The organism is Streptomyces sp. NPDC040589 (assembly GCF_055594445.1).
This window is the reverse complement of the sequence record NZ_JBVIWP010000004.1, coordinates 770,721-793,996: the sequence shown is the minus strand read 5'-3', so window position 1 is coordinate 793,996 and position 23,276 is coordinate 770,721. Positions and strand designations below refer to the sequence as shown.

Here is a 23,276-nt window from a genome sequence, read left to right as displayed (position 1 = left end):
GGCTCAGCGGTAACAACTGGTCAGGCCCGGGCGCCAGGCGCACGCGATTCCGGCGAAGCCCCCGTTGGCCACGACATCCACGGCGAGCCTGTCGCCGCCGCGCAGTACCTGCCGCCTCTGGACGAGACCGCCGGTATCGTCCTCGATCGTCTCGACCAGCCACCGTCCCGGGCCGAGGGTCAGCGGCACCTCGGCCCGGCGGGCGGCACCGGCGTACACCCCGCCCAGGAACCAGCGGTCGCCGCTGCGGCGGGCGAGCACGGCTTCCTGGCCGGGGCGCCCGGCGAGCAGCCGGGTGTCGTCCCAGGCCGCGGGGACCTGGTCGAAGTAGTCCCGGGCGAGCGGCCGGGCGTCGTACGACTCGGGGGTACCGGCGAACATCTGCAGGCCCGACTCGTAGGCGACGGCGAGCCCGGCCTCGGCGGCGTCGGAGTTGGGGCGCAGGCCGACGCGCTGGAAGGCGCCGGGGGTGAAGTCCATGGAGCCGATGACGTTGCGGGTGAAGGGCAGGGTGGTGAGGTGAGCGGCGGTGTTGGTGCGCTTCTCCTCGCCGGCGACGCCCTCCAGGGTCATGACGTGCGGCCAGGTGCGCTGGACGCCCTTGGGGATCGTGGAGCCGTGGAAGTTGACCAGGAGGTGGTGGGCGGCGGTCTCCGGGAGGATCGCGTCGTACCACCGGAGTGTGGACTGCGCCTCCGAGTCCATGAAGTCGATCTTGACGCCCTTGACGCCCCAGCGTTCCAGGGTGGGCAGCCACCGGGCGCGTTCCTCGGCCGTGTCGAGGTCGCGCTGGTGGATCCAGACGATGATGCCGACGCCCTTGGCGCGCGCGTGGTCGACGAGTTCGGGCATCCAGCTGTTGGTCTGCCAGTCCGGGTCGGTGGTGTCCCAGGCGTCAGCCTTGAAGTACCAGCCCGCGTCGACAGCCTCGTAGGGCCAGCCGCGTTCGGCGGCGTAGTCGACGTAGGCCTTCTGCGCGGCGAGGCTCTGCCCGGCCGGGCGGCCGCCGGCGAGCCAGGTCCACAGGGCGGTGCCGGGTTTGATCCAGGAGGTGTCGCCGGCCTTGGAGGCGGGGGCGAGGTCGTCGGTGAAGGTGGAGCGGGTGACGGTGGCGAGGTCGCCGGTGACCATGGCCCGCCAGGGGGTGGCGAGGGGGCCGTCGGTGCGGACCCGGTCGTCGGCGAGCTTGACGCGGTAGGCGCCGGTGCCCTGGTCGTGTGCGAGCCGGGCACCGGAGTAGGCGCCGGTGAGGTCGGACTCGGCGAGCAGGGTGTAGCCGCCGTCGGTCGCGAACAGCGCCTGGGCCGAGTACGCGCCGGTGGGCGCGGTGGCGGCCGTGTACTGGACGAACTGGCCCTCGTTGTCGGCCCGGTAGGTGCCCAGCCACGCGCTCGCGTCCGCCGGCAGGTGGAAGGCGGAGGTCTCGCCGAGCACATCGCCGGACGCGGCGGGCAGGACGTACCGGTAGGCGACGCCGTCGGCCGAGGCGCGGACGACGAGGTCGAGCCGGGCGCCCGTCGGGGTGGCGAACGACAGACGGGTCTCGTTCATGCGGACCCGGCGGTCCAGTCGTTTGCCGGACTTCGTGCGGTACCGCTCGTCGATCGTCCGGTTCTTCCGGTGCAGGAAGCGCAAGTCCCTCGAGAGATCGGCCTGTTCGGTGACGATGCCGACGGGCGACGGCTCGATGACCGTACGGCCGGCGCGGGTCACGGACAGGCTGAGCGTGCCGGTGCCGTCGTCCAGGGAGATCCGTGCGCGGGGTGCGTGTGCGGAGGCGGACACCGCCCAGGTGTGGTCCTGCTTCTCGGCCCGGGCGGGGGCGGTCGTGAGGAGTGTGGCCGCGAGGCAGGTGCACAGCGCGGCGACCGCGGTTCTGATCGCAAGAGCCATGGAACCCTCCGAGGAGTGTGGGCTTTACGGCAGTCCCCAGGCGGGGCCCGGTTCGCCGGCGGTGACCGGCGCGATGACGAGATCGGGGCGGGAGCCGGAGTGGACGAGCACCTCGCGACCCTTGGGCAGGTCGATGGAGAGCACCCCGTCGCCCAGGTCGCGGGTGCGGGCGGGGCGGCCGTCGTCGAGGAGCACGGTGAGCCGGCCACCGAGCCCGTGCTTCAGCTTGAGCGGCTCGCCCGCCAGGCTTCTGATCCGGATGAACCGGGTCTTCCCGGCCGCGCGGACGGCGCTGACCAGGAAGGCGCCCTGGGTGCGGAAGTCGTGCAGGGTGAGGTCCGCCCACGCGGTGGGGACGGCCGGGAAGACGCGGATCACGCCGCCCCAGCTCTGGCAGAACATGTCGTGCAGGGACTGCGAGGCGGACAGCGGCGTCTCGATGACCGGACCGGCCTCGGTGTAGTGGGTGTTGGCCTGACAGGGGTAGCGGGTGGAGGTGTCGAAGAACTTCCGCAGATAGGTGATGGCGGTGTCGCCGTCCCCGGTCATCGCGTACATCGAGGCGGCACCGGTGTAGCTGTATCCGCGGTGGGCGCCGGTCAGAGCGTGCCAGTGCTCGATCGACCTGGTGATCAGGTCGCGGTTCTCGGGCTGGTCCCAGTTGACGAGGTACAGCGGGTACACCATCAGCAGGTGCGAGTAGTGGCGGTGGGACTGGGCGTACGGGGTGCCGGCACCGATCATGTAGCCGTTGCCGTCGACCGGGTAGGGGGTGAGTTTGGCCAGCACCTCGTGCCAGCGCGGGGCCGACTCGTCGTCGATGCCGAGGAGTTCGGCGGACTCGATGAGGGTCCGGCAGGCCCAGCGGATCAGGGCCAGGTCGTAGGTGGTGTCCTGCGGCGGTACGACGGGGTACTCGGGCGAGAGCGTGCTCGGCAGGTGAAGCTTGCCGTCGCTGCCCGGAGTGAGGAAGTGCAGGTAGTAGGCGACGGCCCGGCGGAGCAGCGGGAAGACCGTGTCGCGCAGGAGGGCCGTGTCCATGGAGTGCCGGTAGGACAGCCACACGTTGTGCAGCGCCCAGGTGAGGTTGCCGACCTCGGAGCCGGAGCCGGGCCTGCCGACCTCCCGGTTGGCGAACATGTCGGAGCTGCGTCCGACGCCGGAGCTGTCGGCGCGGTAGGCGGCGGGCACGTTGGCGATGAGCTGTTCCTGGTTGCGGCGCAGGGTGGTGGCGAGCGCGTCGAGTTCCAGGTGGTTGGAGCCGTGGACGAGCCAGTACTCCAGCTGGATGTTGAGGTTCCACCAGACCGCGGGCCAGGGGGTGGGCTCCAGCCACGGCCCGCAGGTGGCCATCACGGGGCCGTCGGCGCGGCTGGCGGAGGCGACCTTGTAGAGCTGGATCCAGTGGAAGCTCTGCAGCCGCTGGTCGGGGAACGAGACGAAGCTCTTCTTGTAGAAGGCGTGCCACCAGCGGGTGTGCCGTCGCCTGAGGGTGCCGTACGAGGTCGCTCGCCGCAGGTTGCGGAGCGAGTCGGCCTCGGCGGCGGTGGTGGAAGGGGAGCTGTGCCCGACGCTGAGCAGCAGTTCGTCGCCGTCACGCCGGTGGGCGGTGGCGGTCTGGCCGCCGGAGAGGGTCTGGAGCACCTGCTCGGTGCCGTCGGCGGCGGTCCGGGTGGTCCAGGGCGGGTTGGGGGTGTAGCCGGCGGGCGGGGCCTCCTGGATCTTGCGGGGGCTGATGGCCTCCTCGGGGTGGAAGGTCCAGACGGTGCGCTCGCCGCCGGAGGCACGGACCCGGACGGCGAGCACCTCGTCGTGGACGAGGGCGGCGAGGGTGAGCGTGCCGGCGGTGGTGGTGACGGTGCCGGTGAGTTCGGCGTTCCACAGGCTCAGCCGCCAGTCGACGGCGGTGATGGTGCCGACCGGGTCGAGCGTCAGATGCCCCACCGGCAGACGGCAGGTGCCCCAGCCGCTGCCGAACTCGGGGCGGTGGTCCTGGACCCGGCCGTGCTGGACGGTGAAGCGGATGCGGTTGGCCTCGGGCTCCCGGTAGATCATGCTGCCGAGCAGCCCGTCGCCGAGGAACGGGCCCTCGTACCATCGGGTCGGCAGCCTGGTCCACAGCAGGTCCTGGCCACGCAGGAACGTCGCCCAGGCACCGTCGGTGGTCATGGTGTCGCGGAGTCTCCAGGGGCGTCTGCCGTCCCCGTCAACGGCGGACGGCACCGTCTGTTCGGGCTCCCCCGCGTGGGCTGTTCCAGGCAGGGCGGCTGCCGCCGCGCCCGAGAGGGCGGTGCCGAGTACGGCTCTGCGGGCCACCTTCGAATGGCGCTCCGGCTGTGAGGTCATGTGTCCTCCAGAGCTGACGGATCATCAATACATCGGGTGTATCGCGGAACCTAGCAGCACTCGTGGACCTGTCAATGACCTCAGTGACATGACTCATCCGATGTATCGCCAGTGGGACGTCAGCCACGCAGCCACGGCACGAGCATCCCGCCCCGCTTCAGAGATCCGGGGACCACCGACACATCCACGGACGCCGCCTCGCCCAGCCACGGGGAGCGCGTCACGAAGTCGTGGAGGGCCGCCTCGTCCGGAAAGGCGGTCAGGGCGAGCAGTTGACGTTCGCCGGTGACGAAGCTGTTTCTGGTGTCCTCGCTGCGGCCGCGGCTGTCGGCGGGCGATGGGGTCACCGTGCTGGCCCTGGTCGGCGGGGTGGGCGGCACGGCCGGGGTGGCCTCGTACAGCTACTGGCTGCGGGAGAAGGGCTGGCACCGGAGCTGGCTGCCCGTCATGCGGGCCGACTCGGCGGTGAGCTACGGGGTCACGTTCCTGTTCGTGGTGTGCACCTCGATCGTGGGCACCGGCCTGCTGTACGGCAGCGGCCGGACGATCACCGGAGACGACGGGCTGGCCACGCTGGCCGAACCGCTCGGCGCGGACCTCGGGTCGGTGGCACGGGTGCTGTTTCTGGGCACCTTCTTCCTCGTGACCCTGAGTGCCCTGGTCGGCGGCATCAACGCCCTGTGCTGTCTGCTGGCCGATTCGCCGCGCGCCCTGCGCGGGGTGCCGGACGCCGAGGCCGAGCGGCACATGGGCCGGCGCAGCCGTCCGTTCCGCCTGTTCGTGCTGTACTGCGCGGTCACGTCCGTGGCGGTGACCTTCGTGGGGCGGCCGGTCCCGCTGGTACTCGCCTACGCCGCCGTGGGCTCTCTCGTCCTGTCCCTGCTGTCCGGGGCGCTGCTGGTGCCGCTCAACCGGCGCGGCCTGCGGCCGCCGTACCGCGACAAGACCGTCTCGAACGTGCTGCGCTCGAGCTCCTTCGTCCTGTTCGGGGTGCTCGCCGTAGTCCAGATCAAGGAAACCCTGGGAGGACTGTGAACCCCGCCGACCTGTGCTTCACCCCCGCCACCGAGCTCGCCGCCGCCCTGCGCCGGCGTGAGGTGTCCGCGCGTGAGGTCGTCACCGCCCACCTCGAACGCGTCGACCGGGTCAATCCGTCGGTGAACGCGATCGTCACGCTCGTCGCCGACCGGGCGCTCCAGGAGGCGGCGGAGGCGGACGAGCGGCTCGCCTCGGGGGCGCAGGTCGGCCCTCTGCACGGGCTTCCCGTAGCGCACAAGGACCTCCACGACACGGCGGGCATCCGCACGACGTACGGCTCACCCGTCTTCGCGGACCACGTCCCCGCCCGGGACCATCTGGTCGTCGAACGCCTCAAGGGTGCCGGGGCCATCACGCTCGGCAAGACCAACGTGCCCGAACTCGGCATGGGTTCCCACACCGTCAACCCCGTCTTCGGCGCGACCCGCAACCCCTACGACCTCTCGCGCAGCGCGGGCGGCAGCAGCGGCGGCGCCGGGGCGGCCCTGGCCTGCGGCATGCTGTCGCTCGCCGACGGCAGCGACACCGGCGGCTCCCTGCGCAACCCGGCGTCCTTCAACAACGTCGTCGGGCTGCGCCCCTCCCCCGGCCGGGTCCCGTCCTGGCCCGACAAGGCGCCCTGGGGGCAGTTGTCGGTGAAGGGCCCCATGGCACGGACGGTGCGGGACGTCGCGCTGATGCTGTCCGTCCTGGCCGGGCCTGATCCGCGCAGCCCGCTCGCCCTCGACACTCCGGGTTCCGCCTTCGCCGGCCCGCTCGACGGCGACATCCGTGGCCTGCGGGTCGCCTGGTCGCCCGACCTCGGGGGGAGCGTGCCCGTCGACCCGGAGGTCCGGGACGTGGTGCGGGGCGCGGTGGAGGTGTTCGGCGCGCTGGGGTGCGAGGTCGAGGAGGTCTGCCCCGACCTGTCCGGCGCCGACGAGGCCTTTCTCGTCCAGCGCGCGTGGCAGATGGAACTCGCCTACGGGCCCCTGCTGGACGAGCACCGGCATCGCATGGCCCCGGACGTCGTGTGGAACATCGAGGAGGGCCGCAAGCTCACGGGGCCGGACCTGGGCCGCGCCCAGGTGCTGCAGGCCGCGCTCTTCCACCGGGTGCGCGCGTTCTTCGAGTCGTACGACGTCCTGCTGCTGCCGGTCAGCCAGGTCGCGCCCTTCGACGTCGGTCTCTCCTACCCCGCGTCCGTGGACGGCACCGGCATGGAGACGTATCTGGACTGGATGCGCTCGGCCTATCTGATCACGATGACGGGCTGCCCGGCCCTGTCGGTCCCGGCCGGCTTCACCCCGGCCGGGCTGCCGGTCGGGCTCCAGGTGGTGGGGCCGCACCGGGGAGACGCGGCCGTGCTGAGGGCGGGCCACGCCTTCGAGCAGGCGACGCGGGTGGGGGAACGGCGGCCCTCCTCAGCGGCAAGCTGCTGACCGAGAGTCGAGCGGTACGCCTGTGTGGTGCTCCAGGGCTTGGATGAGGCGAGCCTGGAACTCCTCGTCCTGCGCGGCGGGGTGAGGTGTCTGTAGCTGCTGGTGGTACCAGTAGCCGCCGGTGCTCGGGGTCACGTCGGGGTGCGTGGCGAGCCGGACCTGGGTCTGATGCCCGGCGGTGAGGTCGTCCGGGGCGCCGCGACCGCCCATGCGGGTGGGGACCCATCCCGGGTCGACCGCATGGCTGGACGTTCCTTCCCAGCGGGACGCGAAGGCGAGCGCGAGTGTGGTGACCCAGAGCTTGGTGTCGTCGTAGGTAGCGGTGCCGGAGGTCAGCTGTCGCAGGTCGGTGGAGCCGGTCCGGTGCATGGAGCTGCTGAGGTGGACGAGCCTGGCCGGCTTCTCCATCAGGGCCGTCAGCAGGTAGGGCGCGACGGTGTTGACGGTGACATCCTCCGGGCGGTTCATGACGCCGGCGTTGTGGATGACGGCGTCGAAACGGCCGAACCCGGAGGCCTGCCGGGCGACACCGCGGATCTCGTCCGGCTCGGCGAGGTCCCCGGTGACGACGCCCTTCCACCGGGCCGTGTCACCCACCTCGGTGAGACGGGCCGGGTTGCGGATGTGAATGACCACCTCGTGCCCGTCATCGGCCAGCGCGTTCGCCGTGTCGCGGCCGAGTCCGGCAGCTGCGCCGGTCACCAGGACCAGTGCCATGTCGGTCAACTCCCTTGTGTCTGTGGGCCGGCGCGGAGCATGGCCTGGTAGAGGGCGTCGTGCTCGGGCGAGTCGGGCAGGGGGCCGCGGGCGGGGGCCTCCAGGGACTGGATCAGCAGGGCGACGACACGTCGCCAGGCGTCCGGGGCCGCCTCGCCGGTGGCGTTGACGACACCGGCGTTGGCCATGTGGATCAGCACCAGGTCAGAGGGGTCGAAGTCCTCGCGCAGCCGGCCGGTGGCCTTGGCGCGGCCGATGAGCTCGACCATGGACGCGTACGCCTCGTCGCGGCGCCGCTCCAGCGCCTTGGCGGTGGGGAAGGTCATGGTCAGGACGTCGGCGAAGCCGTAGTCGGCGGCCTGCATCGCGCAGGCCGTCTCGATGTAGCCGACGAAACCGGTCCAGGGATCCGGGTCCTCCAGGGCGACCGCGACCGCGTCGGCGTAGGCGTCCATGCGATCGGAGAAGACGGCGGCGACCAGCTCCTCCTTCGTCGGGAAGCGCCGGAACATCGTGGCGATCCCGACCCCCGCCTCACGGGCCACGGACGCCATGGAGGCGGTGAGGCCGTCCCGCGCGAACACCAGGCGCGCGGCGGCGACGATCCGCTCCCGGTTGCGCTCGGCGTCGCTGCGCAGCGGCTGTGCGGCGGGGCCATCGGACTGCTGGGCGCGGCGGGTCATACCGGCCAGTCTAACTACCGGTATGACCTATCCATTTCTAGGCGGGCAGCACGGCCTGGGCGTCCGGCAGGGGTGCCCGCCCGGTGAGGTTGTCCGGGCGCAGGATCGTTTCCAGCTCCTCGGCGGTGAGCAGACCCGCTTCCGCGGCCAGATCCTTGATGCCGCGGCCCGTGGCGAGGGCTCGGCGGGCCAGCGCGGTGGCGGCGGCGTAGCCGATGTGCGGGGCGAGGGCGGTCACGAGACCGATGGAGCGGTGGACCGTGTCGCGGAGGTGCTCGCGGTTGGCGGTGATGCCGGGGACGCAGCGGACGGCGAGCGTGTCGCAGGCGGCGCGCAGATGGGTCAGGGAGCGCAGCAGGCTGTAGGCGATGACGGGTTCGAACGCGTTGAGCTGGAGCTGTCCGGCTTCGGCGGCCATGGTGACGGTCAGGTCGTTGCCGATGACCTCGAAGGCGACCTGGTTGACGACCTCGGGGATCACCGGGTTGACCTTGCCGGGCATGATGGAGGAACCGGCCTGCACCGGCGGCAGGTTGATCTCGCCGAGCCCGGCGGTGGGGCCGGAGGACATCAGGCGCAGGTCGTTGCACGTCTTGGAGAGCTTCACCCCGACGCGCTTGAGGACGCCGGAGAGCTGGACGAAGGCACCGCAGTCCTGGGTGGCTTCGATGAAGTCGCCCGCGGGCCGGACGGGTTCGCCGCTGATCTCCGCGAGGTACGCGCAGGCGAGTTCGGCGTAGCGGGGGTGGCCGTTGATGCCGGTGCCGATCGCGGTGCCGCCGAGGTGGGACTCCAGCAGCAGGGCGGCGGCCTCGGTGAGCCGCAGGCGGTCCTCCTCGATCATGACGGCGTAGGTGGTGAACTCCTGACCCAGCGTCATGGGGACCGCGTCCTGGAGCTGGGTGCGGCCCATCTTCAGTACGTCGCCGAAGTCCGTCGCCTTGTCGGTGAAGGCCATGGCGAGCGCCCCCAGGGAGTCGCCGAGGCGGCGCAGTGAGGCGACCAGGGCCAGCCGTACGGCGGTGGGGTAGACGTCGTTGGTGCTCTGCCCGACGTTGACGTGGTCGAGCGGGTGGATCACGTCGTAGAGGCCGCGCGGGTGGCCGAGGATCTCCAGGGCCCGGTTGGCGATGACCTCGTTGGCGTTCATGTTCGTCGACGTGCCGGCCCCGCCCTGGACGGGGTCGACGACGAACTGCTCGTGCAGCCGTCCGGCGCGGATCTCCTCGCACGCAGCGATGATCGCTCCGGCGATGTCCGGGGGCAGCAGGCCGAGATCACGGTTGGCCTGCGCGGCGGCCTGTTTGACGGCGGCCAGCGCGGCGATCAGGTCGGGGAACCGGGCGATGGTCGAGCCGGTGATCGCGAAGTTCTCCACGGCCCGCACGGTGTGCACGCCGTAGTAGGCGTCGGCGGGGACCTCCTTGTCTCCCACCAGGTCGTGTTCGATGCGTGTGCTCCGCGCCATCTGATGCTCCTCGTCCGTGCGGGCCCCTTGACAGGCCCCCGCTTCCGGCCTCAGTGTTACCCGCCAACACGCAGAACGCAATATATTGCATATGGCAGGAGGTCTCATGGGCACCGATCACCCCCGTCCCACCAGCACAGACACCCCACCGGCCCGGCGCGCAGGGTTCTGGCGGCGCTGCCTGAAGATGCCGATCGGCATCCAGTCGATCATCGCCGTCGGCCTCGGAGCCCTCATCGGGTCTCTCGCCCCCTCGGCCGGCGAGCAGATGAAGATCCTCGGGGAGGTGTTCCTGAACCTGGTGCAGGTCGTGGTCCTGCCGCTGGTCTTCCCGCTCATCGTGCTGGGCATCGCCCGCATGGAGTCGGTCAAGAAGGTCGGCCGGATCGCCGGCAAGGCCATCCTCTACTTCGAGATCGTCACCACGGTCATCCTGCTGATCGCGGTGGGCCTGGCGAAGTTCACGGGCATCGGCAAGGGCGCCCCCGTCCAGGGGGCCGACGCCGAGGACCTGGACGGCATGAGCCAGGGCATCGACTTCCACGAACTGGTCCTGCACGCCTTCCCGAAGAACATCTTCGCCGCGTTCGGCGAGGGCAATCTGCTCGGCGCGATCGTCTTCGCCCTGCTCGTGGGCGTCGCCATGGCCGCGATCGGGGAGAAGTCCGAGCCCTTCGCCGCCGTCCTGGAATCCGTCGCCTCGGTGATGTTCAAGGTCGTCGGCTACGTCATCCGCATCGCGCCCCTGGGCGTGCTCGGCTTCATCTCCTACGACGTCGCCCACTACGGCTTCGGCAACCTGCGCAGCCTGCTGGGCTTCATCGCCGTGGTCTACGCGGGCCTCGCCATCGTCATCGGCGTGCTGTTCCCGCTCATCGCCGCGTTCTACCGCATCCGCTACGTCGAACTGATGAAGTCGATCGCCGGGCTGGCCGGAATCGCCTTCGTCACCCGCAGCTCCGAATCGGTGCTGGCCCCGCTGATGGGCAAGCTCGAGGCGTTCGGCCTCAGCCGGTCGACGACCTCGTTCGTCGTCCCTCTCGGGTACTCCTTCAACACCGACGGCTCGGTCCTCTACCAGGCCGCCGCCCTGGTCTTCCTCGCCAACGCCTACGGCGCCGACACCTCGCTGCCCGCCCTGCTCCTCATGGTCGGCGTGCTGGTGATCCTCTCCAAGGGCATGGCCGGTGTCGCCTCCGCCTCCATCGTCGTGCTCATCGCCGCCGGCAACTCCATCGGCCTGCCCGCCGAAGGCGTCGCCCTGCTCCTCGGCGTCGACTTCATCGTCGACATGGCCCGCACCGGCGTGAACGTCATCGGGAACTCACTCGCCGCCGCCGTCGTCGACAGCTCCGAGAAACGGCGCGAGGCCAAGCGCGGCGCCGACGACCTCCCCCGCACCCCGGCCGAGACCGAGGCCACGGCCCTCCAGAAGGAACCCGTCCAGTGACCGCCTCCCCCTCGGAGATCATCGGCATCCTCGGCGGCATGGGCCCGGCCGCCACCGCCGACTTCTACGCCAAGCTGGTGTCGATGACCCCGGGCAGCAGCGACCAGGACCACCTCAGGACGGTCATCTGGTCCGACCCCACCATCCCCGACCGCACCGCGGCCCTGATCGGGGACGGCCCCGACCCGACCCCCTGGCTCCTCCACGGCGGGCGTGTCCTGCGCGAGGCGGGCGCCACCGTCATCGCCATCCCCTGCAACACCGCCCACGCGTTCGTCCCCCGCATCGCCGGCCATGTGGGCCTGCCCATCGTCCACATGATCGGCGAGGTCGCACGGCACCTGTCCGCCCTGCGGCCCCCTGTGCACACCGCCGGGCTGCTCGCCACGACCGGAACGGTCCGTGCGGGTCTCTACCAGGAGTGGCTGGACCGCTTCGGAATCAGCCTCGTGCTGCCCGGCCCCGACAGCCAGCGGGACGAGGTCATGGCCGCCATCCACGCGGTGAAGGCCGGCCGGCGGGACGCCACGGCCACCGAACCGCTGGCGCGTGCCGCGCGCGGACTCATGGACCGGGGAGCGCAAGTGATCATCGCGGGCTGCACGGAGATCCCTCTCGGGCTGTCCGCCGGAACGGTCGAGGTCCCTCTCATCGATCCGGCCGCCGTCCTGGCTCAGGCCCTGGTCCGCCGGATGCGCACGGCATGAGGACGAAGGCGGGTGAGCGGGAATGCCGAGCGGCGGCCGATGTACTGTACGCAATATGTCACTCGACAGCCCTGTCTCCCGCCGTCTCCTCAGCGACGAGGTCTTCCACCGTCTGCGCGACTCCATCGTGCGCGGAGAACTCGCTCCAGGGGAAAAGGTCAAGGACGGCGAACTCGCCGAGCGTCTCGGTCTCAGCCGCACCCCGGTGCGCGAGGCGCTCGCCCGCCTCGCCGACATCGGTCTGGTCGAGGCCAAGCCCGGCGTCTACACCCGGATCACCACCCTCAACCGCCGCGACGTGGAGAAGACCCTCGCCGTCCTGCGCTCCCTCGACCAGCTCGCCATCGAGACGGCCGTGCCGGTGATGACCGAGCAGGACCGGGAGCGCATGCGCCAGGCCAACCGGGACTTCGAACGGGCCGTCGCCGCCAACGACACCGACGCCGCCCTCGCCGCCGACGACCGCTTCCACGCCGTTCCCATCGCGGCGGCGGACAACCCCGTCCTCAGCCGGATCGTCGAGCAGCTCCACCCGCAGATCCACCGCATCCTCTACCGCAAGTTCTCCACGCTCCTCGGCGGCCGCAACACCATCGAGCACCACGGCCAGCTCATCGACGTCTGCGCGGGAGGCGACGCCCGCGCCGCCGCCGAACTCTCCGGACAGCACTGGTCGGAGCTCGGCGGCCACATCAACCAGCTCTTCGACACCAACCAGTTCACGGAAGCCGCGCCCGCCTGACAGGGCGGCCGCCGCCCTCAGCTCCGGCCCCGCCAGGAGCAGGCCGCGGTTGCCCTCGCCTGCACGGGGACACTGAGCACCGCGCCGGAGGCCGGGGTCGGGCTCGCGACCCCGTACCGGGCCGTGGTGACGAAGAGGCGGGTGCCGCCGGGGTGCAGGCAGACCGAGGTGGGGTGCGGGGCGGGCACCGTCAGGGTCTGGAGCAGACGGCCGTCCGGGTGGTACCGGCGGACCGTGCCGGCGCCCCACATCGCGACCCACAGGCAGCCCTCGCCGTCGACGGTCATTCCGTCGGGGCCGCCCTCGGCCTCGCTCAGACGGGCAAAGGTCTCCGGGTCGCCCCCAAGGTCGCCCGAGACCAGGTCGATCCGGCAGCGGAGGATCGTTCCCGCGGCCGTGTCGGCGAGGTACAGGGTCGTGCCGTCGGCGGTGAAGGCCGGACCGTTGGCGATGGTCAGGCCGTCGAGGACGCGTACGACCGTGCCGTCGGGGTCCGTTCGGTAGAGCGAGCCCGCGCCATGGGTGCCGTCGTAGGCCATGCTGCCGGCCCAGAAGCGCCCGGCGGGGTCCGCGACGCCGTCGTTCATCCGGCTGGGGAGCGGAGTGCGGTCCTCGGGGCGGTCCAGCCATTCCAGCGCGCCGTCGGGGGTGAGCAGCGCCATGCCGGTGCCCGCGGCGGCGATCCAGGTGCCCGGCCGGTCGGCCACGGGCGCGACGGCGCCCAGCGGTACGTCGAGTCGGGCCAGTTGGCGCGCGGCCGGGCCGTCGCCGTCGCGCACCTCGAAGAGCCGGCCGCTGAGGATGTCGACGTACACGTACCGGCCGTCGACCCAGCGGCCGCCCTCGGCGAGTTCGTATCCCCCGTCCACCAGAACCGCCGTGGGCGCTGCCGTGGATGTCATGTTCTGCCTCCTGGGTCAGCGGATGGTCGTGCCGTCGGGCTGGTCGAACAGGCCGAGTTCGTCCTGTGTCGGCAGGCCTTCCCAGTCGCCCCGGGTGGCGACGGCGAAGGCCGCGGTGGTGACGGCCCGGTGCAGACGGGCGGGGACGTCCGCGCCGTCGAGGAGTGCGGACAGGTATCCGGCCACGAAGGCGTCGCCCGCGCCGACCAGATCGACGGCGTCGACCCGGCGAGCGGCGCGGTCGGTCGCCCCTTCGGCGGTGAAGCCGGTCGCGCCGCGTGCGCCGCGTTTGACGACCACCTCATCGACACCTGCGGACAGGAGGCTGTGCACGGCCTCCGACTCCGCCACGGCGGACCGTTCCAGCACCAGCGGCAGCTCGTCCTCGGAGGCTATGAGCAGGTCGGTGTGGGCCAGCAGCGGCCTGAGGGCGGCGCGGGCCCGGTCGTGGGACCACAGCCGGGAGCGGTAGTTGACGTCGAGGCAGACGGTGATGCCGGCGTCGTGAGCGGCCGCGGCCGCGGCCTGGACCGCCTCGGCCGCCGACGGGCCGAGGGCCGGGGTGATGCCGGTCAGATGCAGGACGCGGGTGCCGGGGGCCAGTGCGGGCAGGACGTCGGCCGGTGAGACGGCCGAACCCGCCGAACCGGCGCGGTAATAGCTGACACGTGTGAGTGTGCCCAGGCGGGGTTCGGTCAGCAGCAGTCCTGTGGGCCGGCCGGTGTCGTCGACGGCCGCGTGCTCGGTGTCGACGCCCTCGGCGCGCAGCGTGCGCAGCACCAGTGCGCCGATTTCGTCCGCACCGACCCGGCCGGCCCAGCGCACCCGGTGCCCGAGCCGGGCGAGGCCGATGGCGACGTTGGACTCGGCTCCCGCCACGGACAGTCCGAGACTGCCGCCCAGCCGCAGCGCGCCCTGGGCCCGGAGCGCCGCCATCGTCTCGCCGAAGGTCACCACTTCCGGTGCGGCCGATGCCGTCACGCCCCCTCCCCCGCGACCACCCTGCGGAACTCGGCCGCACGGGCACGGAGTCGACCTACGTCACCGCCGTCGGCCGCGTCCCCGACGAGCGGTGAGCCGACGCCGACGGCGATGGCGCCCCGGTCCAGGTACGCGCGGGCGGCCGACGCGTCCACACCCCCGACAGGGACGAAGGGCACCTCGGGGAACGGGTCGCGCAAGGCCCGCAGATAGCCCGGTCCGCCGAGGGAGCCGGGGAAGAGTTTGATCGCGTCGGCTCCTCGCGCGAGGGCGACCTCGATCTCGCTCGGTGTCAGGGCGCCCATCAGCACGGGTACCCCGTACGGCTCCAGCCCGTCGACCAGCGCCGGGGTGACGAGGTAGGAGGCACCGGCGTCGACGGCGCGGGCGGCGTCCGCGGCCGAGCGCACGGTGCCGGCGCCGAGCAGGGCGTCCGGGCCCAGGTCGGTGCGCGCCTGCCTGATCACGGTCAGGGCGTCGGCGGTGGTCAGTGAGACCTCGACGGCGGCGACGCCTTCCTCGGTGAGGGTGCGTACGGTGCGCAGGGCCGCGGCGGGATCCTTGCCGCGGACGATCGCCAGCAGGCGGTGGGCTCGGAGCGATTCCACCAGGTTCATGGGAGCGGGCTCTCCTTGTGCGTGGGGTGCGGCAGATTCGACGGTGTCACCACTCGGTGAACGCCCCGTCGGCTCCCCGCCATACGGGGTTGCGCCAGCGGTGTCCGGTCTCGGCGGCGCGGCGTACGGCCTTCTCGTCGATCTCGACACCGAGACCGGGGCGGGATCCGCGGACGGCGTAGCCGCTCTCGAAGCGGAAGGGTTCGGGGTCCATCACGTACTCCAGCAGGTCGCACTGCTGGTTGTAGTGGATGCCCATGCTCTGTTCCTGGATGAGGAAGTTCGGCACGGAGAAGGCGATCTGCAGGCTGGCGGCCAGGGCGATCGGGCCGAGGGGGCAGTGGGGAGCCATGGCGACGTCGTGTGTCTCGGCCATGGCCGCGATGCGGCGGACCTCGGAGATGCCGCCGGCGTGCGACAGGTCGGGCTGGGCGACGGCGATGCCGCTGGCCAGCACCTCGCGGAAGTCCCAGCGGGAGTAGAGACGTTCGCCGGTCGCGAGCGGGATGTTCGTGGACTCGACCAGGCTGCGCAGGTGGCCCGAGTGTTCCGGCAGGACGGGTTCCTCGACGAACAGCGGGTGCAGTGGTTCGAGGAGGGGCAGCAGGCGGCGCGACATGGCGGTGGAGACGCGGCCGTGGAAGTCGACGGCGATGTCCCGCTCGTCGCCGAGCACCTCGCGGACGGCCGCGACGCGTTCGACGACCTCGGCGGTGCGTGCCGGGGTGTCGATCGGGGCGAGTTCGGCCGAGGCGTTCATCTTCACGGCGGTGAAGCCGGCCTTCATCTGTTCCTCGGCGAGCTCCGCCACGTCGCTCGGCCGGTCGCCGCCGATCCAGGCGTACATCCGGACGCGGTCCCGCACCGGGCCGCCGAGGAGGCGGTGCACGGGGGCGCCGTAGGTCTTGCCGGCGATGTCCCACAGTGCCTGGTCGATTCCGGCGACGGCGCTGGAGAGGATGGGGCCGCCGCGGTAGAAGCCGCCCTTGGTGAGGACCTGCCAGTGGTCCTCGATGCGCAGCGGGTCGCGGCCGACGAGGTAGTCGGCCAGTTCGTGGACGGCGGCGCGCACGGTGTCGGCGCGTCCCTCGACCACGGGCTCGCCCCAGCCGGTGATGCCCTCGTCGGTGGCGATGCGCAGGAACAGCCAGCGCGGAGCCACCAGGAATGTCTCAAGTCCGGTTATCTTCAAGGAGTTTCCTTCGGCAGCGTGTCGGTCGCGGCGTCGTCGTGGTCTTCTCCTGCCCGTACGGCCGCCAGGTCGTCGGAGGCCTGGGCCAGGAGTGACGCGACGGCGGCCACGGCGGCGTCCGGGTCGCCCGCTTCGACCGCGTCCAGCAGTTCCCGGTGCACGGGTATGGAGTCGGAGAAGTGCCGGGCGCCGTGCACGATCCGGTCGCGGACCCGCAGCCCGGCCTCGATGACGACCTCCATGCGGCTCAGCAGTTCGTTGTGGGCGGCGTCCAGCAGGGCACGGTGGAAGGCCAGGTCCGCCTCGACCATGGCGTCCGCGTCCGTCCCCGCCGCCGCCATCGCCTCCAGCGCCTGCCGCATCGCGTCCAGGTCGGACGGCGTGCGGCGGGCCGCGGCGAGCCGGGCTCCGGCGGGCTCGACTATCGCGCGCACCTCGGCAAGGTCCTCCAGGAAGCCGTCGGTCGGAGCGCTGCTGCCCTGCCAGCGCAGCAGGTCGCTGTCGAGCAGGTTCCAGTCGGCCCGGGGCCGGATGGTCGTGCCGCGCTTCTGCTTCGACTCGAGCAGGCCCTTGGACGCCAGCACGCGCATCGCCTCGCGGACCACGGTCTTGCTGACCCCGAGCTCCGTCTCGAACCTGACCGGGTCCACCACGGAGCCCGGAGGGTAGTCGCCGCGGATGATGCGCCGGCCCAGCTCCTCCACGGCCTGACCGTGCAGCCCCTTACCGGGATGGGTCACCACGTTCTCCGTTTCCGCTCCGGTCCTTGTCGCTGATACCGCGCACCGTACGCGCCGCTCACGAGGACTCCTTCATGACGCTCCATCCTCCATCGACCACCAGAGCGGCCCCGGTCACGAAGGAGGCGTCCGCCGACGCCAGGAAGGCGACCGCGGCGGCCACCTCCTCCGGCCGCCCGAACCGCTTGGCCGCCGTGGCCGCAACGCTGCGCGCCCGGTCGGGCTCCGGGATCCCCTCCCAGGCGGCGGTGAGGATGGGGCCGGGCAGCACGGTGTTGACCCGGATGTCCGGCCCGTACTCGACGGCCAGTTGACGGCCCAGCGCGCACAGGGCGCCCTTCGCCGCGGCGTAGGCGGCGTGGCCCGGCAGGCCGATGACCGCGTGCACCGAGGAGGTGAGGACGACCGACCCCGAGGACTGCCTCAGCAGCGCCGCGAAGGTCTTCATCGCCCGCCAGGCCGGTTTGAGCAGCACGGCCATCTGGCCGTCCCACTCGGCCTCGCTCAGTTCGTGGGCGGGCTTGTTCAGCTGGGCGAAGGCGTTGCTGTGCAGCACGTCCAGCCGTTTGTGGCGCTCCTCGACATGGCGGCCCAGGTGCTCCCAGTCGGCCGCCGAGGTCACGTCACAGCGCAGGTACTCCGCGCGTCCCCCGCCGGCCTCGATGTCCGCGACGACCGTCTTGCCGGCGGTGTCGTCCACGTCCGTGACCACGACCGTAGCGCCCTCGGCCGCGAGTCTGCGCGCCGTGGCCGCGCCGATCCCGTGCGCCGCGCCGGTGATCACCGCCACGCGCCCCGCCATCCTGCGGCATTCCGCCATCGTGCGCCTCTCCCCTTGTACTCCTGCACCCGTCTGCTGCCTGCACCTGTCCCGGTGCTCGCACCATCATAGCTGTTTCAATTAATAATGGATATATCTTGACGGGGCGGCGATGACGCTCCAAGACTGACCGCCATGCGACAGACAGACTCAGTGGCGATCGACGCCCGGCGGCGCCTGCGCCCGGCCGGCATCGCCTTCGGCGGCGACTACAACCCCGAGCAGTGGCCCGAGGAGGTGTGGGCGGAGGACGTCGCGCTGATGAAGGAGGCGGGCGTCTCCCTGGTGACGGCCGGGATCTTCTCCTGGGCCAAGGTGGAGCCGAGGCCCGGTGCATACGACTTCGACTGGTTCGACCGGGTGATGGACAACCTCGCCGGCGCGGGCGTGGCCGTGTGCCTGGCCACGATGACGGCGTCCCCGCCGCCCTGGCTGTCCCGGCTGCACCCCGAGATCCTCCCCGAGACCGCCGACGGCCGCCGGATGTGGCCCGGCGGACGCCAGCACTACTGCCCTTCCAGCCGCGTCTACCGCGAGCACGCCGTCCGCCTGGTCGAGCGACTGGCCGCCCGGTACGCCGACCACCCCGCGCTGGAGATGTGGCACATCGGCAACGAGTACGGCTGCCACACCCCGATGTGCTGGTGCGACGAGTCGGCGGCCGACTTCCGGCGCTGGCTGTCCGAGCGGTACGGCGACGTCGACGCCCTCAACGACGCCTGGTCCACGGCCTTCTGGGCACAGCGCTACGAGAGCTTCGACGAGGTGCTGCCGCCCCGGCTCGCGCCGACCTTCCCCAACCCCGCCCAGCAGCTGGACTTCGCCCGGTTCTCCGACGACGCGCTGCTGCAGTGCTACCTGGCGGAGAAGGAGGTCCTGCGGCGGATCACCCCGGACGTGCCGGTCACGACGAACTTCATCGGTGTGCACAAGCCCGTCGACGCCTTCCGGTGGGCCGCCGAGGAGGACGCCGTATCGGTCGACGTCTACCAGGACCCGCACGACGAGAACACGCATGTCTCGGCGGGTTTCATCTTCGACGTCACGCGGTCCGCCCGGGCCGGTCAGCCGTGGATGCTGCTGGAACAGGCCCCCAGCGCGGTCAACTGGCGCGACCGCAACGGGCCCAAGCCGCCGGGGCGGATGCGGCTGTGGAGCTGGCAGGCGGTCGCCCAGGGCGCCGACGCGGTGCTGTACTTCCAGTGGCGCCAGTCCCGGGGCGGCGCCGAGAAGTACCACTCGGCGATGGTCCCGCACGGCGGCACCGGCACCCGCACCTTCCGTGAAGTGAGCGAGCTGGGCCACGAGTTGGCATCCGTGCCGCGGATCGCCGGCACCCGGTCCACCGCGGACGTCGCCCTGGTGCTGGACTGGAACAGCTGGTGGGCGCTGGAACTGGACTCGCACCCGTCCACGGCACTGAACCAGATGGAGATCGCGCTCGCCCATTACCGGCCGCTGTTCGAAGCCGGCGTCAACTGCGACGTCGTACCACCCGACCGCGACCTGTCCGGCTACCGCCTGGTCATCGCACCCAACCTGTACCTGCTCAAGGAGCGGGACGCCGAACGCCTCACCGATTTCGTACGCGGCGGCGGCCATCTGCTGGTGTCGTTCTTCTCCGGCATCGTCGACGACTGCGACCGGGTGCACTTGGGGGGATACCCCGCGCCCCTGCGCGAGGTGCTGGGCCTGCGCGTCGAGGAGTTCTGGCCGCTGGCGGAGCAGGACACGGTCGACGTCCGGCACCCGGACGGCACGGTCAGCCGCGCCGACCTGTGGTCGGAGGCCGTCGTGCCCGAAGGGGCGCGGGCGGTGGCCGAGTTCGGCTCCGGCCCGCTGGCGGGGCAGCCGGCCGTCACGCGCCACTCCTTCGGCGAGGGACAGGCGTGGTACGTCGCGACGCGCCTCGCACCGGAGGCCATGCGCGCCCTGACCGACGACGTGTGCCGTACGGCGTCCGTAAGCCCCGTGCTCCCCGGACTTCCCGAGCACGTCCAGGCGACCGCGCGCGAGGGCGACGGCGGACGATTCGTCTTCCTGCTCAACCACGGTCGGGAAGCAGCCGAGATCCAGCTGCCCGAGCCGATGACCGACGCCCTGGCCCCGGGGGCGGTCCCCGCCGACCGCCTCACGCTGCCGGCAGCCGGAGTAGCCGTACTGAGCAAGCCATGAACACCTGCCGAGCCGCACTGGGCACACCGTAGAGCCAAAGGGACACACATGGACACCTCAACACCATCAAGGAGAGCCGTTCTCCGGTGGGGCGCCGGGACGGCCGCGGCACTCACCGCCGCCCCCGTTCTGACCGCCTGCGGCCAGACCGTAGGAGCCGCCCGCACCACCGCACAGGCACCCACGCGCCGTGGCCAGAAGGTCAAGCTCGTCTTCTGGACCTGGGTGCCGATGCAGAAGACCGTCGACCTGTGGAACCGCACGCACCCCGACATCCAGGTCGAGATGCAGACCATCCCCCAGAACGTGACGGGCGGCTACCAGAAGATGCACGCCTCGCTGACGGCCGGGAACCCTCCCGACCTGGCGCAGGTCGAGTACCACGAGCTTCCCAGCTTCATGCTGGTCAACGGCCTGACGAACCTGAGCGAGTACGGTGCCGACGAACTGCGCGACAGCTACGTGCCGTGGCAGTGGCAGCAGGGCGTCTTCGACGGCAGGGTGTACACCGTTCCTCAGGCGTCCGGCCCGATGGGACTCTTCTACCGCCGGGACCTCTTCGCGAAGTGGGGCATCGAAACGCCCGCCACCTGGGCCGAGTTCGAACAGGCCGCCCGCGTGGTCAAGGCCCGCGGCAACGGGGCCAGGCTGTGCGCCTTCGCGCCCAACCAGCCCACCTGGTTCGCCGCGATGTGCTGGCAGCGTGGCGCCCGGTGGGTGCGTACCGAGGGCGACACCTGGGTCGTCGACATGGACGACGCGCACTCCCACGAGGTCGCGGAGTACTGGGAGAGGATGGTCCGCGACGGCCTCGTCTTCGTCGAACCCGACATGTCCAACGCCTGGTACAAGCACGTCCAGACCGGACAGATCTCCGCCTGGATCGGTCCGCAGTGGGGCGACGCTCTGCTGCGCGGCAACGCACCGGGCACCGCCGGAAAGTGGCGGGTCGCCCTGCTGCCCCAGTGGAAAGCGGGACAGAAGGCCTCCGCCAACTGGGGCGGATCGTCCACCGCGATCCTCCAGGGCACCCGGCACCCGCGCGAGGCGCTGGAGTTCGCGCACTGGATCAACACCGACCGCCGGGCCGTCGACCTGAACATCTCCGTCGGCTACGGCTGGCCCGCGGCAGCCGGCGTCTTCCGCGGATCGGCGCTCGACAAGCCCGACCCCTTCTTCGGCGGGCAGCGGTACAACGACGTGTTCACGGTGTCCGACCGGGCGATCGACACCTCCTGGAAGTGGTCCCCCACCACGGATGCCGACTTCGCCCAGGTCCAGGACGCCTTCGGCGCCGCCATCGGCGGAGAGGGCAGCCTCACCGGTGCTCTGGCCGACGCCCAGAAAAGCACCGTGGACAACCTGCGGGCGAAGGGCCTGAAGGCAAGGAGCGCGCGATGAGCACCACGATCAACCGCACGAGGAAGTCCGTACCGGGCAACCGGCGCTCCGCCCGCCCCGACCGGGCGGCATGGGGTTTCCTGCTTCCCTTCGTCGCCCTCTTCCTGTTCACCTTCGTCCTTCCCCTCGGCTACGCGGTCTACCAGAGTCTGCTCACACCGGTCCGTTCCGGCCCGCTGGGCCTGGGCCCGGCCACCCTCGGCTTCGCCGGACCGGACAACTACGCCCTCGCCCTTCAGCAGTCGGCCTTCCTGGAGAGCTTCGCGCGGGTGCTGCTCTTCGGCGTGGTGCAGATCCCGGTGATGCTGCTGCTGTCCACCGCGCTGGCACTGGCACTCGACACCCTCTCCCACCGCTGGGCGGGCATCCTGCGTGCCGCCTACTTCCTGCCGTACGGCGTCCCCGGCGTCATCGCCTCGATCCTGTGGGGCTTCCTGTACGTGCCCGGCGTGAGCCCGATCACCGACCTGCTCGGCAGGGTCGGGCTCACGCCCGACTTCCTCGGCTACGACACCGCGCTGTGGTCCATCGCCAACATCGTGATCTGGGAGTTCGCCGGCTACAACATGCTGGTGATCGTCGCCCAGCTCAAGGCGATCCCTCAGGAGCTCTACGAGGCCGCCCGCATCGACGGGGCCGGTGCGTGGCAGACGGCGATGCGGATCAAGCTGCCGCTCGCCCGGCCGGCCCTGGTGCTCACCGGCGTGTTCTCCATCATCGGAACGCTCCAGCTGTTCGCCGAACCGCTGGTCATCAAACCGCTGACCCCGGCAGTCACCACCTCGTACACACCGAACCTGAGCGCGTACAACGAGGCGTTCGCCAACAACAACATCTACCTCGCCGCTGCCGAGTCGGTGATCCTCGCACTGGTGGCGAGCGTGCTGTCCTTCGGCTTCCTCAGCCTGGTGAACCGCAGGGAAGGAAGGGATGCACGGTGAGCGTGTCCACACCCCGTACCAAGGAGCCGACAGCCGCCTCCGCCCACGTTCCACAGCCGGCCGGTCGAGGCCGTGACAACGGTCCGCGCCGTGGCCTGAAGCCGTCGCGGATCCTGCTGGTCGCCCTGCTGACCGTCGCGGCGCTCTACTTCCTGCTGCCCGTCTACTGGCTGGTGGTGGCCTCCACAAAGAGCAGTGCCGACCTCTTCGGCACCTTCGGACTGTGGTTCTCCGACCCGCGGTGGCTGGACAACCTGTCGAAGGTCTTCTCCTACGGCGACGGCATCTTCTGGAGCTGGACCTGGAACAGCGTCCTGTACGCGGGGGTGGGCGGTGCGCTGGCCACCCTGCTCGCGGGCGCCGCCGGCTACGCCCTTGCCGTGTACCGGTTCCGCGGCCGGGAGGCGGTCTTCAAGGTCGTACTCGCCGGTGTGCTGCTCCCCAGCACCGCGCTCGCGCTGCCGCTGTACCTGCTGTTCAGCAAGGTGGGCCTGGCCAACACCTACTGGGCGGTGCTGATTCCCAGCATCGTCAGCCCGTTCGGGGTGTATCTGTGCCGGATCTACGCGGAGGCCGCGGTGCCGGCCGAGATGCTGGAGGCGGCCCGCGTCGACGGCGCCGGCGAGTGGCGGATCTTCGGCACCCTCGTGCTGCGCACCATGACACCCGCGCTCGTGACCGTCTTCCTCTTCCAGTTCGTCGGCATCTGGAACAACTACTTCCTGCCGCTGGTCATGCTCTCGGACGACCGCAAGTACCCGATCACCCTGGGCCTGACGACCTGGCAGGCGGCGGCCAACCGCATTCCCGAGCTCAACCAGCTCACGGTGGGCGGAGCGTTCCTCTCGATCCTTCCGCTGGCCGCGGCGATGCTCGTCCTGCAGCGTTACTGGCGGTCGGGCCTGACCCAGGGCAGCGTCAAGGGCTGACACACACCGTGGCCCGGGGGGGGGGGGGGCCCCCCCCAACAAAATGAAAAGCGGGGTGTGGGCAACCCAACCTGGAGAAGACACACCCCTGAAAGAAACATCGAAAAGACGGG

At 71.2% G+C, this 23,276-nt stretch carries 21 protein-coding genes; 9 read left to right on the top strand and 12 right to left on the bottom strand.

Going from position 1 to position 23,276, the window contains the following annotated elements; all coding sequences use genetic code 11:
- Positions 1-3 precede the first annotated feature (3 nt).
- From ACZ58V_RS21465 to ACZ58V_RS21455, 3 genes are all read right to left on the bottom strand, one after another.
- A complete protein-coding gene (locus tag ACZ58V_RS21465; RefSeq protein WP_471291444.1) occupies positions 4-1,893 on the bottom strand; it encodes a glycoside hydrolase family 97 protein in 1,890 nt (629 codons plus the stop codon).
- Positions 1,894-1,917: 24 nt separating this feature from the next.
- Positions 1,918-4,239 (bottom strand): glycosyl hydrolase family 95 catalytic domain-containing protein, encoded by a 2,322-nt coding sequence (locus tag ACZ58V_RS21460; RefSeq protein WP_471291442.1) that lies wholly within the window; start codon positions 4,237-4,239, stop codon positions 1,918-1,920.
- 119 nt (positions 4,240-4,358) lie between these two features.
- Complete coding sequence (locus tag ACZ58V_RS21455; RefSeq protein ID WP_471291440.1) at positions 4,359-4,586, bottom strand: hypothetical protein; 228 nt, start codon at positions 4,584-4,586, stop codon at positions 4,359-4,361.
- Between the two features lies 1 nt (position 4,587).
- Here ACZ58V_RS21455 and ACZ58V_RS21450 point away from each other — a divergent pair, with 1 nt between their 5' ends.
- Complete coding sequence (locus ACZ58V_RS21450; RefSeq protein WP_471291438.1) at positions 4,588-5,274, top strand: Nramp family divalent metal transporter; 687 nt, start codon at positions 4,588-4,590, stop codon at positions 5,272-5,274.
- A complete protein-coding gene (locus tag ACZ58V_RS21445) occupies positions 5,271-6,698 on the top strand; it encodes an amidase (protein WP_468196350.1) in 1,428 nt (475 codons plus the stop codon). The genes ACZ58V_RS21450 and ACZ58V_RS21445 overlap by 4 nt, the downstream gene beginning before the upstream one ends.
- Here the strand turns inward: ACZ58V_RS21445 and ACZ58V_RS21440 are convergent.
- The 3 genes from ACZ58V_RS21440 to ACZ58V_RS21430 are packed head-to-tail and all read right to left on the bottom strand — an operon-like array spanning position 6,681 to position 9,566.
- Positions 6,681-7,415, bottom strand: a complete 735-nt coding sequence (locus ACZ58V_RS21440; protein ID WP_468196348.1) for an SDR family NAD(P)-dependent oxidoreductase — start codon at positions 7,413-7,415, stop codon at positions 6,681-6,683. The two genes, ACZ58V_RS21445 and ACZ58V_RS21440, sit on opposite strands and share 18 nt — an antisense overlap.
- Before the next feature lie 5 nt (positions 7,416-7,420).
- Positions 7,421-8,098, bottom strand: coding sequence for a TetR/AcrR family transcriptional regulator (locus ACZ58V_RS21435; protein ID WP_471291436.1), 678 nt, complete (start codon positions 8,096-8,098; stop codon positions 7,421-7,423).
- A 37-nt stretch (positions 8,099-8,135) separates the two neighbouring features.
- Positions 8,136-9,566, bottom strand: a complete 1,431-nt coding sequence (locus tag ACZ58V_RS21430; RefSeq protein ID WP_471291434.1) for an aspartate ammonia-lyase — start codon at positions 9,564-9,566, stop codon at positions 8,136-8,138.
- 106 nt (positions 9,567-9,672) lie between these two features.
- Between ACZ58V_RS21430 and ACZ58V_RS21425 the strand changes: the two genes are divergently transcribed.
- The 3 genes from ACZ58V_RS21425 to ACZ58V_RS21415 are packed head-to-tail and all read left to right on the top strand — an operon-like array spanning position 9,673 to position 12,465.
- Positions 9,673-11,016, top strand: a complete 1,344-nt coding sequence (locus ACZ58V_RS21425) for a dicarboxylate/amino acid:cation symporter (RefSeq protein ID WP_471291432.1) — start codon at positions 9,673-9,675, stop codon at positions 11,014-11,016.
- Complete coding sequence (gene cuyB / locus ACZ58V_RS21420) at positions 11,013-11,723, top strand: cysteate racemase (protein WP_471291431.1); 711 nt, start codon at positions 11,013-11,015, stop codon at positions 11,721-11,723. Before ACZ58V_RS21425 ends, cuyB begins: the two co-directional genes overlap by 4 nt.
- A 55-nt stretch (positions 11,724-11,778) precedes the next feature.
- Positions 11,779-12,465: a GntR family transcriptional regulator gene (locus tag ACZ58V_RS21415; RefSeq protein WP_468196336.1), complete on the top strand. Its 687-nt coding sequence runs from the start codon at positions 11,779-11,781 to the stop codon at positions 12,463-12,465.
- Positions 12,466-12,482: 17 nt separating this feature from the next.
- Here the strand turns inward: ACZ58V_RS21415 and ACZ58V_RS21410 are convergent, their stop codons facing one another.
- The 6 genes from ACZ58V_RS21410 to ACZ58V_RS21385 are packed head-to-tail and all read right to left on the bottom strand — an operon-like array spanning position 12,483 to position 17,699.
- Positions 12,483-13,367 carry an SMP-30/gluconolactonase/LRE family protein gene (locus ACZ58V_RS21410; protein ID WP_468196334.1) on the bottom strand — a complete coding sequence of 295 codons (885 nt, stop codon included), beginning with the start codon at positions 13,365-13,367 and terminating at the stop codon, positions 12,483-12,485.
- A gap of 15 nt (positions 13,368-13,382) precedes the next feature.
- Positions 13,383-14,303 (bottom strand): sugar kinase, encoded by a 921-nt coding sequence (locus ACZ58V_RS21405; protein WP_468196618.1) that lies wholly within the window; start codon positions 14,301-14,303, stop codon positions 13,383-13,385.
- Between the two features lie 41 nt (positions 14,304-14,344).
- Entirely contained in the window at positions 14,345-14,965 is a 621-nt protein-coding gene (locus tag ACZ58V_RS21400) for a bifunctional 4-hydroxy-2-oxoglutarate aldolase/2-dehydro-3-deoxy-phosphogluconate aldolase (protein ID WP_468196331.1), read from the bottom strand.
- 46 nt (positions 14,966-15,011) lie between these two features.
- Entirely contained in the window at positions 15,012-16,157 is a 1,146-nt protein-coding gene (gene dgoD / locus ACZ58V_RS21395; RefSeq protein ID WP_189725095.1) for a galactonate dehydratase, read from the bottom strand.
- The gene (locus ACZ58V_RS21390) at positions 16,154-16,900 is read right to left on the bottom strand and encodes a FadR/GntR family transcriptional regulator (protein WP_468196327.1); all 747 of its coding nucleotides are present in this window, start codon (positions 16,898-16,900) and stop codon (positions 16,154-16,156) included. Before ACZ58V_RS21390 ends, dgoD begins: the two co-directional genes overlap by 4 nt.
- 55 nt (positions 16,901-16,955) lie before the next feature.
- Positions 16,956-17,699, bottom strand: coding sequence for an SDR family NAD(P)-dependent oxidoreductase (locus ACZ58V_RS21385; RefSeq protein ID WP_468196616.1), 744 nt, complete (start codon positions 17,697-17,699; stop codon positions 16,956-16,958).
- Between the two features lie 153 nt (positions 17,700-17,852).
- On the opposite strand from ACZ58V_RS21385, the gene ACZ58V_RS21380 reads away from it, so the two are divergent.
- Genes ACZ58V_RS21380 through ACZ58V_RS21365 form a run of 4 tightly spaced genes read left to right on the top strand, consistent with a single transcriptional unit; the run spans position 17,853 to position 23,163 of the window.
- Positions 17,853-19,892: a beta-galactosidase gene (locus tag ACZ58V_RS21380; protein ID WP_471291428.1), complete on the top strand. Its 2,040-nt coding sequence runs from the start codon at positions 17,853-17,855 to the stop codon at positions 19,890-19,892.
- A 48-nt stretch (positions 19,893-19,940) separates the two neighbouring features.
- A complete protein-coding gene (locus tag ACZ58V_RS21375; RefSeq protein WP_471291426.1) occupies positions 19,941-21,293 on the top strand; it encodes an ABC transporter substrate-binding protein in 1,353 nt (450 codons plus the stop codon).
- Positions 21,290-22,234, top strand: coding sequence for a carbohydrate ABC transporter permease (locus ACZ58V_RS21370; protein WP_468196319.1), 945 nt, complete (start codon positions 21,290-21,292; stop codon positions 22,232-22,234). The genes ACZ58V_RS21375 and ACZ58V_RS21370 overlap by 4 nt, the downstream gene beginning before the upstream one ends.
- Positions 22,231-23,163: a carbohydrate ABC transporter permease gene (locus tag ACZ58V_RS21365; protein WP_468196317.1), complete on the top strand. Its 933-nt coding sequence runs from the start codon at positions 22,231-22,233 to the stop codon at positions 23,161-23,163. Before ACZ58V_RS21370 ends, ACZ58V_RS21365 begins: the two co-directional genes overlap by 4 nt.
- Positions 23,164-23,276: the final 113 nt, after the last annotated feature.

Bases quoted from the DNA above. Each gene is read 5' to 3' on its own strand.
- ACZ58V_RS21465 (WP_471291444.1), bottom strand. From the start codon at position 1,893: ATGGCTCTTGCGATCAGAACCGCGGTCGCCGCGCTGTGCACCTGCCTC.
- ACZ58V_RS21460 (WP_471291442.1), bottom strand. From the start codon at position 4,239: ATGACCTCACAGCCGGAGCGCCATTCGAAGGTGGCCCGCAGAGCCGTA.
- ACZ58V_RS21440 (WP_468196348.1), bottom strand. From the start codon at position 7,415: ATGGCACTGGTCCTGGTGACCGGCGCAGCTGCCGGACTCGGCCGCGAC.
- ACZ58V_RS21435 (WP_471291436.1), bottom strand. From the start codon at position 8,098: ATGACCCGCCGCGCCCAGCAGTCCGATGGCCCCGCCGCACAGCCGCTG.
- ACZ58V_RS21430 (WP_471291434.1), bottom strand. From the start codon at position 9,566: ATGGCGCGGAGCACACGCATCGAACACGACCTGGTGGGAGACAAGGAG.
- ACZ58V_RS21425 (WP_471291432.1), top strand. From the start codon at position 9,673: ATGGGCACCGATCACCCCCGTCCCACCAGCACAGACACCCCACCGGCC.
- ACZ58V_RS21415 (WP_468196336.1), top strand. From the start codon at position 11,779: ATGTCACTCGACAGCCCTGTCTCCCGCCGTCTCCTCAGCGACGAGGTC.
- ACZ58V_RS21410 (WP_468196334.1), bottom strand. From the start codon at position 13,367: ATGACATCCACGGCAGCGCCCACGGCGGTTCTGGTGGACGGGGGATAC.
- ACZ58V_RS21405 (WP_468196618.1), bottom strand. From the start codon at position 14,303: ATGGCGGCGCTCCGGGCCCAGGGCGCGCTGCGGCTGGGCGGCAGTCTC.
- ACZ58V_RS21400 (WP_468196331.1), bottom strand. From the start codon at position 14,965: ATGAACCTGGTGGAATCGCTCCGAGCCCACCGCCTGCTGGCGATCGTC.
- ACZ58V_RS21385 (WP_468196616.1), bottom strand. From the start codon at position 17,699: ATGGCGGGGCGCGTGGCGGTGATCACCGGCGCGGCGCACGGGATCGGC.
- ACZ58V_RS21380 (WP_471291428.1), top strand. From the start codon at position 17,853: ATGCGACAGACAGACTCAGTGGCGATCGACGCCCGGCGGCGCCTGCGC.
- ACZ58V_RS21375 (WP_471291426.1), top strand. From the start codon at position 19,941: ATGGACACCTCAACACCATCAAGGAGAGCCGTTCTCCGGTGGGGCGCC.
- ACZ58V_RS21370 (WP_468196319.1), top strand. From the start codon at position 21,290: ATGAGCACCACGATCAACCGCACGAGGAAGTCCGTACCGGGCAACCGG.